The organism is Streptomyces poriferorum (assembly GCF_019399235.1).
GTDB classification, from domain to species: Bacteria; Actinomycetota; Actinomycetes; order Streptomycetales; family Streptomycetaceae; genus Streptomyces; species Streptomyces poriferorum.
Map to the genome: position 1 here is coordinate 1 of NZ_JAELVH010000052.1, position 13,794 is coordinate 13,794.

Below are 13,794 nucleotides of genomic sequence, written 5' to 3' on the forward strand. Positions count from 1 at the left end.
CCGTGCACGGCGGGGCGGCCGAGTATCCGTTCCCGGTGATCGCGCCAGTGATGAGAATGACTCGCGGTCCCGACCATGGAACGGGGCGAGAAGCACGTCGAGGAGCGCGTCAAGGAGAGGCTCATATGCCGTCGTACCTGTCCCCGGGCGTCTACGTCGAAGAGGTCGAGTCCGGATCCCGGCCGATCGAAGGGGTGGGCACCTCGGTCGCCGCCTTCGTCGGCTTCGCCCAGCGGGGGCCGTTCGACGAGCCGACGCTCATCATCAACTGGAGCCAGTTCGCCAGTACCTTCGGCGACTTCGTCGACGGCATGTACCTCGCCTCCTCCGTCTACGGCTTCTTCGCCAACGGGGGCGGCATCTGCTACGTCGTACGCATCGCCGAGGGCGCGGACACCGGTGCCGGGGAACTGGCGGCCGGGGCCGAGGTCCAGATCGGGCCGTACGCCGTCAAGCCCCGGGCAGGTGTCGCCGGCGAGATAAGTGTGGAGGTCGCGGAGGCCGAGGGCGACGACCCGCCCTCCGATGTCTTCCAGCAGCTCATCGAGACTCATCGAGATCCGGGAGACGGGGCGCGGCGCCGCCCCGGCCAGGCCCGACGTCCAGTCGGTCGCGCTGGCGCCCGCAGCCCCCGCGGCGGGCGGCGCCGGAGCGCTCGCCCCCGAGGCGTACGTCGGTGACGCCGACCGCCGCACGGGGCTCGGAGGGCTCGAGGCCGTGGACGAGGTCACGATGATCGCCGTTCCCGACCTGATGGGCGCGTACCAACGCGGGCTGCTCGACCTGGAGTCCGTCATCGCTGTTCAGCAAGGGCTCATCAGTCACTGTGAGTTGATGGGCGACCGGGTCGCCATCCTCGACCCGCCGCCCGGCCTCTCACCGCAGCAGGTCAGGAGCTGGCGCATGGACCGGGCCAACTTCGACTCCAAGTACGCCACGCTCTACTACCCCTGGATCAGCGTCGCCGACCCGGCCTCCGGACGCGCCACCCTCGTACCGCCGAGCGGCCACATCGCGGGGATCTGGGCGCGCAACGACGACACGCGTGGAGTGCACAAGGCGCCGGCCAACGAGGTGGTGCGCGGGGCCGTGGCGCTGCAGACGCAGCTCACCAAGAGCGAGCACGATCTGCTGAACCCGATCGGGCTGAACTGCATCCGCTCCTTCCCCGGGCGCGGCATCCGGGTCTGGGGCGCACGGACGCTCGCCTCCGACCCCGCCTGGCGCTACCTCAACGTCCGGCGGCTCTTCAACTACCTGGAGGAGTCCATCCTCGCGGGCACGCAGTGGGTCGTCTTCGAGCCGAACGACGACGCGCTGTGGGCACGTATCCGGCGTACGGTCTCGGCGTTCCTGGTGAACGAGTGGCGCAAGGGCTCCCTCTTCGGGCTGACACCCGACGAGGCGTTCTACGTGAAGTGCGACCGCGAGACCAACCCGCCCGAGAGCGTCGACGCGGGGCAGGTCATCTGCGAGATCGGCGTCGCACCGGTCAAGCCCGCCGAGTTCGTGGTGTTCAGGCTCTCCCAGCTGACCGGCGGCACCGGAGGTGTCGACGAATGACCGGGCCGTCGGCCCCGCCTCGATCAGCACTGACCCGCCCGTTCTCGAACCTGGCGTAAGGAGCCTGTTGTGCCGCTTCCCGATCTTGACAGTTCCGTCGGGCATTCCTTCGGCCTGGAGTTCGACAGCGTCATCATCAAGCAGATCACCGAGGTCAGCGGTCTGAAGATGGAGCAGGACGTCATCGAGCTGAAGCAGAACACCGCTGACGGCAAGTACGCCATCAAGAAGCTGCCCGGCCGGCCCAAGGCCGGTGAGGTCACCGTCACACGCGGCCTCACGGAGGACAACAGCTTCGAACGCTGGATCAAGGACTCCCGGTTCGGCCGCATGATGAGCGCCCGTCGCAACGGCGCGGTCATCGTCTACGACTACGAGGGCCTGCCCATCAAGCGGTACAAGCTGATCAACGCCTGGCCCAAGTCCCTGGAAATCGGCACCCTGAAGGCCGGTGACACCTCGGTCCTCACGGAGAAGCTGTCGATCACCTACGAGAGCATGGAGCTCGACTGATGCGGCGCACGGTCCAGTTCCAGACTCCGCAGGGGGAGTCGGCGGGGCGGGAGAGTGCCGGGCGGCCCGAGCCGTTGCGCACGGAGTTCGCCTTCGACCTGCCGCGCGGATACGTCGACGAGTCGGGCACCGTGCACCGCTCGGGCGTGATGCGGCTCGCGACCGCCCGCGACGAACTCGTGCCGTTGCGCGACGACCGGGTGCGGGAGAACTCCGCCTATCTGTCGGTGGTCCTGATCTCCCGCGTCGTGACCCGGATCGGAACGGTCGAGGACATCCATCCAGGGATCATCGAGGACCTGTTCGCTTCCGACCTGGCCTTCCTCCAGGACTTCTACCGCCGGATCAACGCGGAGGGGCACACCCGCGCCGCCGTGTCGTGTCCGTCCTGCAAGGAGGAGTTCGCGGTGGATCTCGCCGGCGGTCGCCTGGGGGAATCGTGACGTACGCGGCCGACCTGCTCTACGAGGAAGTCGCGTACCTCGCCTACCACTTCCACTGGCCGCTGGACGACCTGCTGGACCTGGAACATCCGGAACGACTGAAGTTCGTCGCACAGATCGCTCGCCTCAACGGGCAGTAGCGAGGAGAGCAGGGAGGGCGGGAGATTCATGGGGCTGATGTCCTGGCTGCGCGGCGGTCGTTCCACCGGTGGTGACCCGTCCCCGGGTGATGCGCACGCTTCGCGGCCGGACCGGGTGGACCGTGTCGATGTGAGCCGCCTGGCGCCCGTGCAGCGGTCCGTGACCGGACAGGACCTCGTGATCGACCCCGGTGGGTTCCAGGCGGCGCTCACCACGAGGCAGGACACCGCACTCGGCACACCGCTGGGCCATCTCGTCAGCCCGGACGCACCGGCCGGGCTGCTGCACGGAGTCGCCCTCGCGGCGCCGGGGAGCCCTGCTCCGGCGGTCCAGCGGACCGTCGGCATGCCGCTGCGGCCGCGGACGAAGCCCGCTCCGGTGGCTGTTCAGCGCGCGTACGGCGAGAGCGCTCCGGCCCTGACGACCGCTGCGGGTGCGTCGGCCGAAGCCGGGCTGCCTGTACGGCACTTGGTGGGCGACGAACCGCTCGTGCAGCGATCGGAGGTGGCCGGGCAGACGGATGCCGGACCGGACACGAGCCAGGATTCGCCGGGTGCGGCGGCGGTTCGGCGCACTGCTTCCTCCACCTCGCCGCAGCCCTCTCGACGCACGCCCGGCCTCGGGGCGCCGCTGCCCGGTCTGCCGCCCACCGCTCAACGACAGGCCCACCGGCCGTCGGACGTGCAACCATCAGCGTCCCGGCCGCCGGTGGTGCAGAGAGAGCCCACCTCGGCGGCGTCGGCCGACGATTCCTCCGTTTCGGCGGGCGACGCAATGCCGGTTGCTCCGGAGGCGCACGTGCCGTCCGACGGGACGGAGGCGGCCGTGCCGGTCGCCCCGCTGCTCGGTGATGCCCCCCTGGCCGGTGCGGCCTCCGGGGGAGAGCCGGGCGGGGAGGGCGTGGCCGCCGCGACCCCGGCATCCACTGTCCCCGTCCAGCGCTCCGAAGCCGTCCGCGCCGGGCTCCCGCCCGCACCTCCACCCGCTGCCGGTCCGACCGCGCCTCTTCTCGGGGACCGGCCGCTCTCCCTCCGGTCCGCCACCGATCCAGGGCCTCCGGCCGGCGCGGTCGTGCAACGCACGCCGGAAGACGGCGGGGTGCAGCGGCTGCCGGCACCGCCCGCCGGCCCGCCGCCGAGTCAGCCCTCCGCCGTACCCGTACGGTGGACCGTCCCGGATCCGGGAGCGCCTTCCGGTCCGCCGGCGCCACTCCTCCAGCGTGAGGCGGTGCCTGTACAACGGCACGCGGTCGAGGCGGCGCCCGTGCAACGGCGCGCGGTCGGGGCGGCGCCTGTACAACGGCACGCGCTCGGGGCGCCGCCCGTACCCGCATCGGCGGCTGCCCGTACCGGCGGCCGAACCACCGCATCCCCGACCGCCGCATCCCCGACCGCCGGTTCCGTCGCCGTCGCCGCCGGGGTGGCCCAGCGGATGGCCGACGGGAGTGTCGTCTTCGGGGCCGCGCCCCTGCACGGCACCTCACGGCCGGTCATCCAGCGGGACGCCGAGATCGCCGAGGAGCCACCACCGCTGCCGGAACCCGAGCCGCCTCCCGTGGCGGAACCGGAACCGGGACCCGAGGCGTCAGCCGGTCCCGAGGCCATGCCCGCAGCCGCTGACTCGGATGCCCGCGCGGGAACGGCGGCAGGGCAGGGGTCCCCGCCCGTGACGGACGAGCTGGTCCGGGCGCTCTACGGGCCGCTCAGCCGACTCCTGAAGGCCGATCTCCGGCTCGACCGCGAACGCGCCGGATTCCACATCAACACCCGCCACTGACGATCAGCGCCCTTCACCTCACCGAGGCCCAGAGTCACCGATCGAGAGGCACGTGCCATGGCCACCTCCCCGGACGACGACCCCGCCGTCAGCGTCTGCTTCGTCGTGACGATCGACGACATCGAACTCGGGTCGTTCAACACCTGCGACGGGCTGGGCTGCGAAGTGGTCCTGGAGACCCGGGAGGAGGGCGGCAACAACGGGCATCTGTGGCAGCTGCCCACCCGGCTGAAGTACTCCAACGTCAAGCTGTCCCGGCCGCTCACCCGGGAGACGGAGAAGGTGGCGCGCTGGTTCGCCACGATGACGACCGGCTTCAGCCGCAAGACGGCGCACATCGAGGCGCGCACCGGCGACGGGCGGAAGGTGGCCCAGTGGGGGCTGCTGGAAGTCGTGCCAGTCCGGTGGACCGGCCCCTCGTTCACCCCCGAGTCGCCCAAGGTCGCGATGGAGACGATCGAGATCGCCCACCACGGCTACGTGATGGAGGGCTGAGCGGCATGAGCGGCGCGGGACCCATCGCCTTCAGTGCCGCCGGTACATCCGGGGTGGCGTCCGCGGCGAAGGGCGGCTCGGCCAGGCCCAAGCTGGAGCACGCCTACCTGGAGCTGCGGACGCCGCCGACCGGGGGCGGGCTCACCCCCGGTGGCCCGTGCGGACGGATCGACTTCCAGTTCAATCCCAAGGAGCTGAGCCTGACCAAGGCCGCCTCCTGGAAGCGCACCCCGGCCAAGGGTGCGAAGAGTTCGGGCCCGCCGGAGTACCAGGGATCGCAGCCCAGCAAGCTCACCGTCGAGATGTTCTTCGACGCCAGCGACACCCAGGACACCCGGGTGGTGACCTCCGTGGAACAGCTCTTCGCCTGCTGTGTGCCGACGAGCGAGACCCGGCAGCAGCAGCGGTCGTCACCTCCCTGGGTGGTGTTCCACTGGGGCGGGCTCACCGGGTTCCCCGGGTACGTCAGCCAAGTCGCGGCGAAGTACACCCTGTTCACGACCTCAGGGGTGCCGATCAGGGCTGTCTGCCAGGTCACGATGGAGGAGATCAGCGGGGAGACTCCCGGCCAGAACCCGACCTCCGGCGCGCTGGCCGCCCGGCGCGTGCACCGGGTGGCGGCCGGGGACTCGCTGCCGTCGCTGGCGCACCGGGAGTACGGCGACGCCGGTGCGTGGCGGGTCATCGCGGAGGCCAACCGTATCGACGACCCGTTGCGGCTCGCACCGGGGACACAGCTGCTGCTGCCCGCCCTCGACGAGCTGAGCAGACTCGGCAGTGACTCGGACCGGGGGCGGGGCCGATGACAGGGCAGGGCGTTGCCAGCGCGCTGGTGGTGGAGTTCGACGGCACCCCGCTCCCCGCGAAGTTCGTGAACACCCTCGTCGAGGGCTACGTGGACGATAGCCGTACGCTCCCCGACCTGTTCCTGCTGAGGTTCAGGGACCCCGACCGGGTCCTGCTCCAGCAGACCGGACTGAAGATCGGCAGCGAGGCCCGGCTGCTGGCCCGGGCCGGCGGTGACACGGCACCGAAGCCGCTGCTCGAGGGAGTGGTCACGGCACTTGAGGTGGAACTCGACGAGACCGGCACGTTCACCGTCGTAAGGGGCCTCGACGAGTCGCACCGGCTGCTGCGGGGGCGGCGGGTCGCCAGCTACCAGAACATGACGCTCGCCGACATCTGCGGTCAGGTCGCCCAGCGCGCCGGACTGAAGCCGGGAACGGTTGATGTCGCCGGACCCGTGATCGAGCACCTGGCCCAGCCCAACGTCACCGACTGGGAGTTTGTGCGCGGGCTCGCCGAGGAGGCCGGGGCGCAGGCGTACGTACGCGACGGGCAACTGCACATCACCCGTCCCGCCGAGGCGAGCGGGGCGCCGGACGGGTCCGCGCGCGCCGACCGCGACCCACTGGTGCTCGAAATGGGCGACAACCTGCTGCGGTGCCGTGCCGGGGTCTCCGCCGCCGAGCAGGTGTCCGAGGTGGAAGTGCGCGGCTGGGACGTCGGGGCGAAGCAGCCGGTGATCGGCAGGGCCCCGGCCGGCACGTCGACGACGCTGGAACTCGGCGTGACGGCGGCCGAGGTGTCTGCCCCCTTCGGCGAGGCACGGTTCGTCGTCACCGACGCGGCGTACGGGGCGCAGACGCAGGTGGACCGTGCGGCGAAGGCGCTGGCGGAGCGGATCGCCGGGTCGTTCGCGGAGCTGGAGGCGGCGATCCGGGGCAACCCGGAGGTCAGGGCGGGCAGCGCGGTGGCGCTGAACGCGGTCGGCGCGCCCTTCGAGGGCCGGTACACCGTCACCTCATCGCGTCACGTCTTCGACGCCGTACGCGGGTACGAGACCTGGATCACCGTGTCCGGGCAGCAGGAACGCTCGCTGTTCGGGCTCGCGGGAGGCGGCGGGCAGGGTCCGGCGGGCCCGCCCGGCCGATGTGCCGGCCTGGTCAGCGGGACGGTGACGGACACCCAGGACCCCGAGGGGTCCGGCCGGGTGAAGGTGCGCTTCCCCTGGCTGTCCGACGAGTACGCCAGTGACTGGGCGCGCACCGCACAGTCCGGCGGTACGGGCGGCGGCGAGGCCTTCATCCCGGAGGTCGGCGACGAAGTGCTGGTCGGCTTCGAGCACGGGCACCTGGACCGGCCGTACGTGCTGGCCGGGCTGTACAACGGGAAGGACCGGCCCGGGGGAGGCGGCGGGGGCGCCCCGGTCCCCGGGGGGACTCCCACGGAAGGCGGCGATCTCGTCGATCCCACCACCGGGGCGGTGAACCGTCGTGCCTTCGCGTCCAAGAGCGGGAACCAGCTCGAACTGCTGGACGCGGCGAACGGCCCGCAGGGAGTCAGGCTCCGCACCGGCGACGGGAAGCTCACCATCGACCTGGACCGGCGGGGCACGGCCGTCGTCATCAACAGCGACGGCAGCGTGACGATCGAGGCCAAGGAGCAGGTCTCCGTCAAGGCGGCCAAGGGCGTCGCGCTGGACGCCGGACGCGGGGCGCTGGAACTGACCGGTGACAGCGTCACGGTGACGTCCCGCAGCGGGGTCGCACTCGACGGCGGGAACGGCAGGGTCGCGCTCTCCACCGGCGGCGCCGTGGAGGTCCAGGGCGGTCAGGTCACGGTCAACGGCACGCAGCGCACGGACGTGAAGAGCGGCGGGTCGGTGGCCGTCAACGCACCGATGATCACGCTCAACTGACCTGCCGCAATCAGGGGAAGAGGAGTACACCGCATGCCGTCAGCCGCAGCCGCACGGGTCACCGACCCCACCGGCCACCCCGGCACGGTCGGGCCGCCCGGAGTGGTGTCGGTGCTGATCGGCGGGAAGCCCGCCGCCACGGTCGGCACCGCCCACCAGTGCGCGTCCCCCCTCGCCCACCCGCCGTCCATGATCGCACCGCCGGGCAGCACCACCGTGCGGATCGGCGGGAGTCCGGCCGCCCGGGTCGGAGATCTGAGCGGCTGCGGTTCGCCGGTCGTGTCGGGCTGCGCCACCGTACTGATCGGAGGCTGAGCCGGGATGGGACAGCAGTTCATCGGAGCCGGCTGGGCGTTCCCGCCCCGTACGGACGCCACCGGGTCCATCGCGCTGGTGCGCGGCGAGCGGGAGCTGGAGGAGTCGATCCGGCTGATCCTCGCGACCTCCCCGGGCGAGCGGCCGATGCGGCCCGAGTTCGGCTGCGCCGTCAACGACTACGTGTTCGCGCCCGCCGACGCGGGAACGGCGGGACAGCTCGCGTACGAGGTGCGGCTGGCGCTGGAGCGCTGGGAGCCCCGGATCGACGTCGCCGAGGTCACCGTGCGGTTCGACGAGGCGGACAACGGGGTCCTATACATCGACATCGGCTACGCGGTGCGCGGCTCCAACGACCCCCGCAACCTCGTCTTCCCGTTCTACGTGATCCCGCAGCACGCGCAGGAGCCGACGACCCACGACGACGAGGAGGCCGGCGCGTGACGCTGCCCAGTCCCCATCTGGACGACCGCCGCTTCCAGGGCCTGGTGGACGAGGCCAAGCGCCTCGTCCAGCAGCGTTGCCCGGAGTGGACCGACCACAACGTGTCCGACCCCGGCGTCACCCTCATCGAGGCGTTCGCCACCATGGTCGACCAGCTCGTCTACCGCGTGAACCGGGTGCCGGAGAAGAGCTATCTCACCTTCCTCGACCTGATCGGGGTCCAGCTCCACCCGCCCACGGCCGCGCACACCGACGTGACGTTCCGGCTCTCCGCGCCCCGGCCCGACCCGGTCGTCGTGCGGGCCGGGACCGAGGTCGCCACCGTGCGTACGGAGACGGAGGAAGCCGTCGTCTTCACGACCGCCGAGCAGCTGACGATCACGCCCTGCGCCTTCGCCCACCTCGCCACCTGGCCGGTGTCGGGGGAGGCGGCGGACCGCACGGACGAGCTGGCGATCGGCCGGGACGTGACGTGTTTCGGGGCGACTCCGGCGCCCGGCGACTGCCTCTATGTCGGTCTGTCGGCCGCGGTGCCCGCCGGAGTCGTCGTCCTGCGCCTCGACTGCAAGGTCGAGGGCGTCGGCGTCGATCCGCTGCGGCCGCCGCTGGTCTGGGAGGCCTGGGACGGTACCGCCTGGACGGTCTGCGAAATAGAGAAGGACGACACCGGAGGCTTCAACCGCTCCGGCGAACTGATCCTCCACCTGCCGAGGACACACACCCCGGCGGCCGTCGTGCGGCGCACCGGGGGCTGGCTGCGCTGCCGCCTGATCGACGCGCAGGACGGCAGACCGACGTACCTGGCCCCGCCCGTCCTGCGCCGGATCACCGCCTTCACCATCGGCGCGACCGTGGCGGCCGAACATGCCGAGACCGTCGCCGACGAAGTGCTGGGCGCGGCGGAAGGAGTGCCGGGTCAGGCGTTCGAGCTGGCCCGTCCGCCGGTGGTACCCGGCGACTTCGTGGTCGAGGTGGCCGACCCCGGAAGCGGACCCGAACCGGAGTACACCCGGTGGACCCGGGTCGACGACTTCGCGCACTCCGGACCCGAGGACCACCACATCACCCTCGACCCGAACTCGGGCCGCGTGGAGTTCGGACCGGCCGTACGGGAACGGGACGGCTCCGTCCGCCACTACGGCGCGGTCCCTCCGAAGGGCGCCACCGTCCGGGTGCGGTCCTACCGCACGGGCGGCGGGCTGCGCGGGAATGTCGCCAGGTCGACACTGAAGGTCCTGCGCAGCGCGATCCCCTACGTGGCCCGGGTGGAGAACCGCAGGCCGGCCCTCGGCGGTGTCGACGGCGAGAGCGTCGACAGCGCCCGGGTGCGCGGGCCGATGACACTGCGGACCCTGCACCGCGCCGTCGTCCCGCACGACTACGAACTCCTCGCCCGCGACATCGCCCCGGACGCGGCACGCGTGCACTGCATCCGGGCCGGCGAGCCCGGGGACGACGACGGTTCCGCCCACGGGGTGCGGCTGCTCGTCGTTCCGGCCGGCCGGAGCGACGAGCAGGGCAGGATCGAGTTCGACGAGCTCATCCCCCCGGCGCACACCCTTCGCCTCATCGCCGGGCATCTGGAGGCCCGCCGCCCGATCGGGGCCCGTCTCGTCGTCGAGCCGCCGTTCTACCAGGGCGTGACCGTCGTCGCCTCGGTGCAGGCCGAACGCGGAGCGGTCGCGGAGCGCGTACGGGAGGCCGCGCTGGCCGCGCTGTACGGGTACTTCAACGCGCTGTCCGGCGGGCCGAACGGACAGGGCTGGCCGTTCGGGCGCCCGGTCCAGTCGGGCGAGGCGTTCGCCGTGCTCCAGCGGGTGCCCGGGGTGGACCTCGTGGAGGACGTGCGGCTCTACCGCGCCGATCCGGTCACCGGCGAACGCACCGACGCCACGGCCAAGATCCCGCTGGACCGGCACGCGCTGGTCTTCAGCTACGAGCACCAGCTCCGGGTGAGGGGAGCCTAGACAGATGCGTACCGGCGTCACCGGACTTTCCACCCCGCACCCCCTGATCGACCAACTGCCCGCCGTCTACCTGGAACAGGACTTCCTCCGGCGCTTCCTCGCCGCGCTCGACGAGGTGCTCGCACCCGTCCTGCTCACCATCGACAACCTGCCCGCCCACCTCGACCCCCGCAGCGCCCCGGAGGACTTCCTGGCCTGGCTGGCCCAGTGGGTGGCGGTGGAGCCGCACGACGACAGTCCGGTCGAGCGGCGGCGGGAGACGGTACGGGGGGCGGTCGCCCGGCATGCCCGGCGCGGCACGGCGGGCGGGCTGGCCGACGCGGTGCGGCTGGAGACGGGCGCTGAGGCGGAGATCACCGAGAGCGGCGGAACGGCCTGGTCGACCGTGTCGCAGACCGCTCTGCCGGGCCGGGCGCGCCCCTGGGTGACGATCCGGGTCGGAGAACGTCCGGGCCGCCCTGTCGACCGGGTGCGGCTGGAGGAGCTCATCGGGACCGAGATCCCGGCCCATGTGGGGTACACGCTGGAGATCCTGCCTGCGGCCGGGGACGTGGGGGGCGGTGCGCAGTGATCTGCGATACGTGTGGTCATCGGAATGCGGCGGGGCGCGAGTTCTGCGCTGGCTGCGAGGCGTTCCTGGCGTGGGAGCCGGAGGCGGCGGGCGAGGCAGAACCGGGACCGCGGGCGGCGGGACAGCCGGAGCCCGTGGCGCCCGCCCCCGACCGGGAGCCTGTTCCGCCCCTCGTCCCGCCCGCCGTGCCGGCGCCCGGTCCCGTACGCATACCCACCGCGCCGCCCACCGCACCGGCTTCCCCTCCGCAGCCGGCGGCGGCAGCGGCGGCTCCCCGGCGGCCAGGAGACGCTCCGGACGGGCCGGCCCCCGGCCCCGATGCCTGGGCGCCCGGCCCGGAAGCAGGCGCCCCCGCACTGCCGGGACCGGTGGCGGGTGCTGCGCTGGTGTGCCCCAACTGCCGTGCGGAGAACCCGCCGGAACGCACACTCTGCGTCCGGTGCGCTCTGCTTCTCGACCCGGGGCCGCCCCCCGCCCTGCGCCCGGCGTGGTGGCGCCGGATTTTCCGGCGGAGGCCGGGGAAGGCCCGGGCCGCGGGTACCCGGCCACGGCGCGGGCGGCGCAGACCGAGGTTCGCGCTGCCGGTCGTGCTGCTCCTGCTGGTGGTCGGGATCTGGTTCGCGCTGCCGCACCTGTCCGGTCTGCTCGGCTTCGCCAAGGAGGAGACCGGGGCCCCGGAGGCGGTGGTGCCGTCCGCGTTCCGGAGCTCCAGCTCCGCTCCGGGACATCCGGTGGCTGCGGCCTTCGACGGCTTCAACAACCGGTACTGGGCACCGCGGGAGAGCGGTGACGGAGTCGGCGAGTACTTGGACTGCTCGTTCACTCAGCCGGTCCGGCTGCTGAAGATGGTGGTGTTCTCAGGGACTTCGGCGCGGAAGGACGAGTTCCTCACGCAGGCCAGGCCCGCGCGGATCACCGTGGTCATGACCTCGAAGGGCGGCAAGGAGAGCAGGCGGACGATCCGGCTGGCCGACGAGCCGGGCCAGCAGACGTTCGACGTACGGGGGTCGGACGCGGTCGCCGTGCGGCTCACGGTCGACTCCGCGTACGGCACGGGCAAGGGGCGCCGGGTGGCCGTCGCCGAGGTCGAGTTCTTCGGACACCGGTCCTGACAGGCCCTGTTGTCTGCTCGATGGCCGGGGGATCCGGTGCCGTCGGTTCGGGCCGGACCATCAGCGGCAGGTGCTGAGCGGGGGTGGGGGACTGCGCCGAGCCGCAGCGCCTCCTTGTTCACCGGCGCGGTCACCAGGGCGCGTACGTCGCCGCCCCGAGCCAATTCGATGCCGCGGCGGACGTACTGGAAGGACGCCGCGCCCGCAGGGGCGTCGAGGAGCCCCATGGCAGGTCCGCGGGCAGATCGCTCGCGGCGAGGACGTCCACGGTGCCGGGCGCAGTCACGGACCGGTGCCGGTGAAGCTGTCCGCACGGGCGAGGACGTGGTCGTCGCCGATGACGACGACGGGTACGTTGCGCCGCGGGTCGGCACACGCCTTGAGAGTGATCTCGGGGCCGATGCCGCAGGGGTCGCCCATGGTGAGGGCGATCGGGGTCACGCGTGGTCTCCTCGGTCGGGGGCGGGCCCGCCGGCGGGGTGCCGGACCAGATGACACAGCCGCGGGAGCATCCCGTCGTCGCCGAACCCGTCCGCCTTGACCAGGACGGGGAGGGAGGGCAGGCCGAGCGGGGTTCCGCGGGCGACGCAGGGCTCGGGCTCGTCGAGCAGGTCGATCCCGTCGATGCCGAGGGCCTGGAGCACGGTGAGGCCGTCTCTCCGCCGGTGACGACGAGTGCGTCGACGAGACGCTCCTCGGACGGTGTCCGTACTGCTGCAGCCAGGGAACGGGCGAGCGCTCGCGCGGGTTGCGGTGCGTGACGTTCCTCGGGTGTCCGCACAGTGAGGACCGGAGCCGCCAGGGCGCGCATCGCTTGCACCGCCGCCGCTGGATCGTCGCCGACGGTGATCCCCTGGACGTCCGACCGGACGCGGAGCGCTGCCGGCTGCCGCCGGGTCGCCGGGTTCGCGCTGCCGACGGCGACGAGCGGCCGCCGGGTGCGGGAGCGGAACCTGGCCGCGGTGGTCCGGGACGCGCTCGACCGGATCGATGCCGCTGCCCGGCTTCGCCGGCTGACGTCCTGGCTGCGGAGCCGTACGGATGAGCTCGACACCGGTCATGACCGGGCGCATCTGCCGCAGGACCCCGCCCAGGAGTGAGGAGTGTCCGTCGCACACGGCCGCGCGAGGTCTCAGAAGGGTCCGGCCCCGCCGGTGTCGCGGTGACCGGGACGCGTGAGGCGCGCCTCGCTTGCGGCCGCGCGGCGGGCGCGGCAGGGTTCCGGGGTGTGGCCACTCTCCTGATCGTGCATCACACGCCCTCGCCCAACTGCCAGGCGCTGTTCGAAGCCGCCGTGTCCGGTGCGACGACCGACGAGATCGAGGGCGTCCGGGTCGAGCGGCGCGCGGCACTCGCCGCGACGGCCTCCGACGTGCTGGCCGCTGACGGCATCCTGCTCGGCACACCGGCGAACCTCGGGTACATGTCCGGCGCCCTCAAGCACTTCTTCGACCAGGTCTACTATCCCTGCCTCGACGAGACACGTGGCCGCCCCTTCGGGTACTACGTGCACGGCGGGAACGACGTCACCGGGGCCGTGCGGGCCATCGAGTCGATCACGACAGGCCTCGGATGGCGCCGCGCGACCGACGCCGTGACGGTCACGGGAGAACCCGCCAAGGCCGACATCGAGGCCTGCTGGGAGCTGGGGGCGACCCTGGCCGCCGGCCTGGCCGACTGACCCGCCGGCCTTACCCCTCGTGGCGGGCGCGACGGCCCTCTGCCGCCTCCTGGCGGGCCGGGCTGCCCCCGC

16 protein-coding genes and 2 pseudogenes are annotated in these 13,794 nt (G+C 72.4%); 15 read left to right on the top strand and 3 right to left on the bottom strand.

Going from position 1 to position 13,794, the window contains the following annotated elements; genetic code table 11:
* Nucleotides 1–125: 125 nt before the first annotated feature.
* From JGS39_RS12135 to JGS39_RS12195, 13 genes and pseudogenes are all read left to right on the top strand, one after another.
* Nucleotides 126–1,563: pseudogene (locus JGS39_RS12135) on the top strand (phage tail sheath family protein).
* A 69-nt stretch (nucleotides 1,564–1,632) separates the two neighbouring features.
* Entirely contained in the window at nucleotides 1,633–2,076 is a 444-nt protein-coding gene (locus JGS39_RS12140) for a phage tail protein (RefSeq protein ID WP_148016754.1), read from the top strand.
* Nucleotides 2,076–2,519 (top strand): hypothetical protein, encoded by a 444-nt coding sequence (locus JGS39_RS12145; protein ID WP_219568879.1) that lies wholly within the window; start codon nucleotides 2,076–2,078, stop codon nucleotides 2,517–2,519. Before JGS39_RS12140 ends, JGS39_RS12145 begins: the two co-directional genes overlap by 1 nt.
* A complete protein-coding gene (locus tag JGS39_RS12150; protein WP_187284983.1) occupies nucleotides 2,516–2,659 on the top strand; it encodes a DUF6760 family protein in 144 nt (47 codons plus the stop codon). Before JGS39_RS12145 ends, JGS39_RS12150 begins: the two co-directional genes overlap by 4 nt.
* A 28-nt stretch (nucleotides 2,660–2,687) precedes the next feature.
* On the top strand, nucleotides 2,688–4,436 hold the full coding sequence (locus tag JGS39_RS12155) for a hypothetical protein (RefSeq protein ID WP_219568880.1): 1,749 nt from the start codon (nucleotides 2,688–2,690) through the stop codon (nucleotides 4,434–4,436).
* A gap of 57 nt (nucleotides 4,437–4,493) precedes the next feature.
* Nucleotides 4,494–4,931, top strand: a complete 438-nt coding sequence (locus JGS39_RS12160; protein WP_148016756.1) for a phage tail protein — start codon at nucleotides 4,494–4,496, stop codon at nucleotides 4,929–4,931.
* A 5-nt stretch (nucleotides 4,932–4,936) separates the two neighbouring features.
* Nucleotides 4,937–5,737 (top strand): CIS tube protein, encoded by an 801-nt coding sequence (locus tag JGS39_RS12165; protein WP_219568881.1) that lies wholly within the window; start codon nucleotides 4,937–4,939, stop codon nucleotides 5,735–5,737.
* Nucleotides 5,734–7,632: a VgrG-related protein gene (locus JGS39_RS12170; RefSeq protein WP_219568882.1), complete on the top strand. Its 1,899-nt coding sequence runs from the start codon at nucleotides 5,734–5,736 to the stop codon at nucleotides 7,630–7,632. Before JGS39_RS12165 ends, JGS39_RS12170 begins: the two co-directional genes overlap by 4 nt.
* A gap of 33 nt (nucleotides 7,633–7,665) precedes the next feature.
* Nucleotides 7,666–7,947: a PAAR domain-containing protein gene (locus JGS39_RS12175; protein ID WP_219568883.1), complete on the top strand. Its 282-nt coding sequence runs from the start codon at nucleotides 7,666–7,668 to the stop codon at nucleotides 7,945–7,947.
* A 6-nt stretch (nucleotides 7,948–7,953) separates the two neighbouring features.
* On the top strand, nucleotides 7,954–8,391 hold the full coding sequence (locus JGS39_RS12180; RefSeq protein ID WP_148016760.1) for a GPW/gp25 family protein: 438 nt from the start codon (nucleotides 7,954–7,956) through the stop codon (nucleotides 8,389–8,391).
* Entirely contained in the window at nucleotides 8,388–10,358 is a 1,971-nt protein-coding gene (locus tag JGS39_RS12185; RefSeq protein WP_219568884.1) for a putative baseplate assembly protein, read from the top strand. The genes JGS39_RS12180 and JGS39_RS12185 overlap by 4 nt, the downstream gene beginning before the upstream one ends.
* 4 nt (nucleotides 10,359–10,362) lie before the next feature.
* Nucleotides 10,363–10,929, top strand: a complete 567-nt coding sequence (locus JGS39_RS12190; protein ID WP_219568885.1) for a phage tail protein — start codon at nucleotides 10,363–10,365, stop codon at nucleotides 10,927–10,929.
* A gap of 587 nt (nucleotides 10,930–11,516) precedes the next feature.
* On the top strand, nucleotides 11,517–12,041 hold the full coding sequence (locus JGS39_RS12195) for an NADase-type glycan-binding domain-containing protein (protein WP_308120346.1): 525 nt from the start codon (nucleotides 11,517–11,519) through the stop codon (nucleotides 12,039–12,041).
* 140 nt (nucleotides 12,042–12,181) lie between these two features.
* On the opposite strand, the pseudogene JGS39_RS41880 reads toward JGS39_RS12195, so the two are convergent.
* The 3 genes and pseudogenes from JGS39_RS41880 to JGS39_RS12210 all read right to left on the bottom strand — a co-directional run.
* Nucleotides 12,182–12,268, bottom strand: a pseudogene (locus JGS39_RS41880) (hypothetical protein); the annotation flags it as partial.
* A 55-nt stretch (nucleotides 12,269–12,323) separates the two neighbouring features.
* Entirely contained in the window at nucleotides 12,324–12,482 is a 159-nt protein-coding gene (locus JGS39_RS12205) for a hypothetical protein (protein WP_219568886.1), read from the bottom strand.
* Entirely contained in the window at nucleotides 12,479–12,685 is a 207-nt protein-coding gene (locus JGS39_RS12210) for a hypothetical protein (RefSeq protein ID WP_219568887.1), read from the bottom strand. The genes JGS39_RS12205 and JGS39_RS12210 overlap by 4 nt, the downstream gene beginning before the upstream one ends.
* Nucleotides 12,686–12,886: 201 nt before the next feature.
* Between JGS39_RS12210 and JGS39_RS12215 the strand changes: the two genes are divergently transcribed.
* Nucleotides 12,887–13,141 carry a hypothetical protein gene (locus JGS39_RS12215; RefSeq protein WP_219568888.1) on the top strand — a complete coding sequence of 85 codons (255 nt, stop codon included), beginning with the start codon at nucleotides 12,887–12,889 and terminating at the stop codon, nucleotides 13,139–13,141.
* Between the two features lie 128 nt (nucleotides 13,142–13,269).
* Complete coding sequence (locus tag JGS39_RS12220; protein WP_219568889.1) at nucleotides 13,270–13,722, top strand: flavodoxin family protein; 453 nt, start codon at nucleotides 13,270–13,272, stop codon at nucleotides 13,720–13,722.
* The last annotated feature ends 72 nt before the right edge of the window (nucleotides 13,723–13,794 follow it).

Coding starts and splice junctions, on each gene's coding strand:
- JGS39_RS12175 (WP_219568883.1), top strand. CDS start 7,666: ATGCCGTCAGCCGCAGCCGCACGGGTCACCGACCCCACCGGCCACCCC.
- JGS39_RS12155 (WP_219568880.1), top strand. CDS start 2,688: ATGGGGCTGATGTCCTGGCTGCGCGGCGGTCGTTCCACCGGTGGTGAC.
- JGS39_RS12170 (WP_219568882.1), top strand. CDS start 5,734: ATGACAGGGCAGGGCGTTGCCAGCGCGCTGGTGGTGGAGTTCGACGGC.
- JGS39_RS12190 (WP_219568885.1), top strand. CDS start 10,363: ATGCGTACCGGCGTCACCGGACTTTCCACCCCGCACCCCCTGATCGAC.
- JGS39_RS12160 (WP_148016756.1), top strand. CDS start 4,494: ATGGCCACCTCCCCGGACGACGACCCCGCCGTCAGCGTCTGCTTCGTC.
- JGS39_RS12145 (WP_219568879.1), top strand. CDS start 2,076: ATGCGGCGCACGGTCCAGTTCCAGACTCCGCAGGGGGAGTCGGCGGGG.
- JGS39_RS12165 (WP_219568881.1), top strand. CDS start 4,937: ATGAGCGGCGCGGGACCCATCGCCTTCAGTGCCGCCGGTACATCCGGG.
- JGS39_RS12180 (WP_148016760.1), top strand. CDS start 7,954: ATGGGACAGCAGTTCATCGGAGCCGGCTGGGCGTTCCCGCCCCGTACG.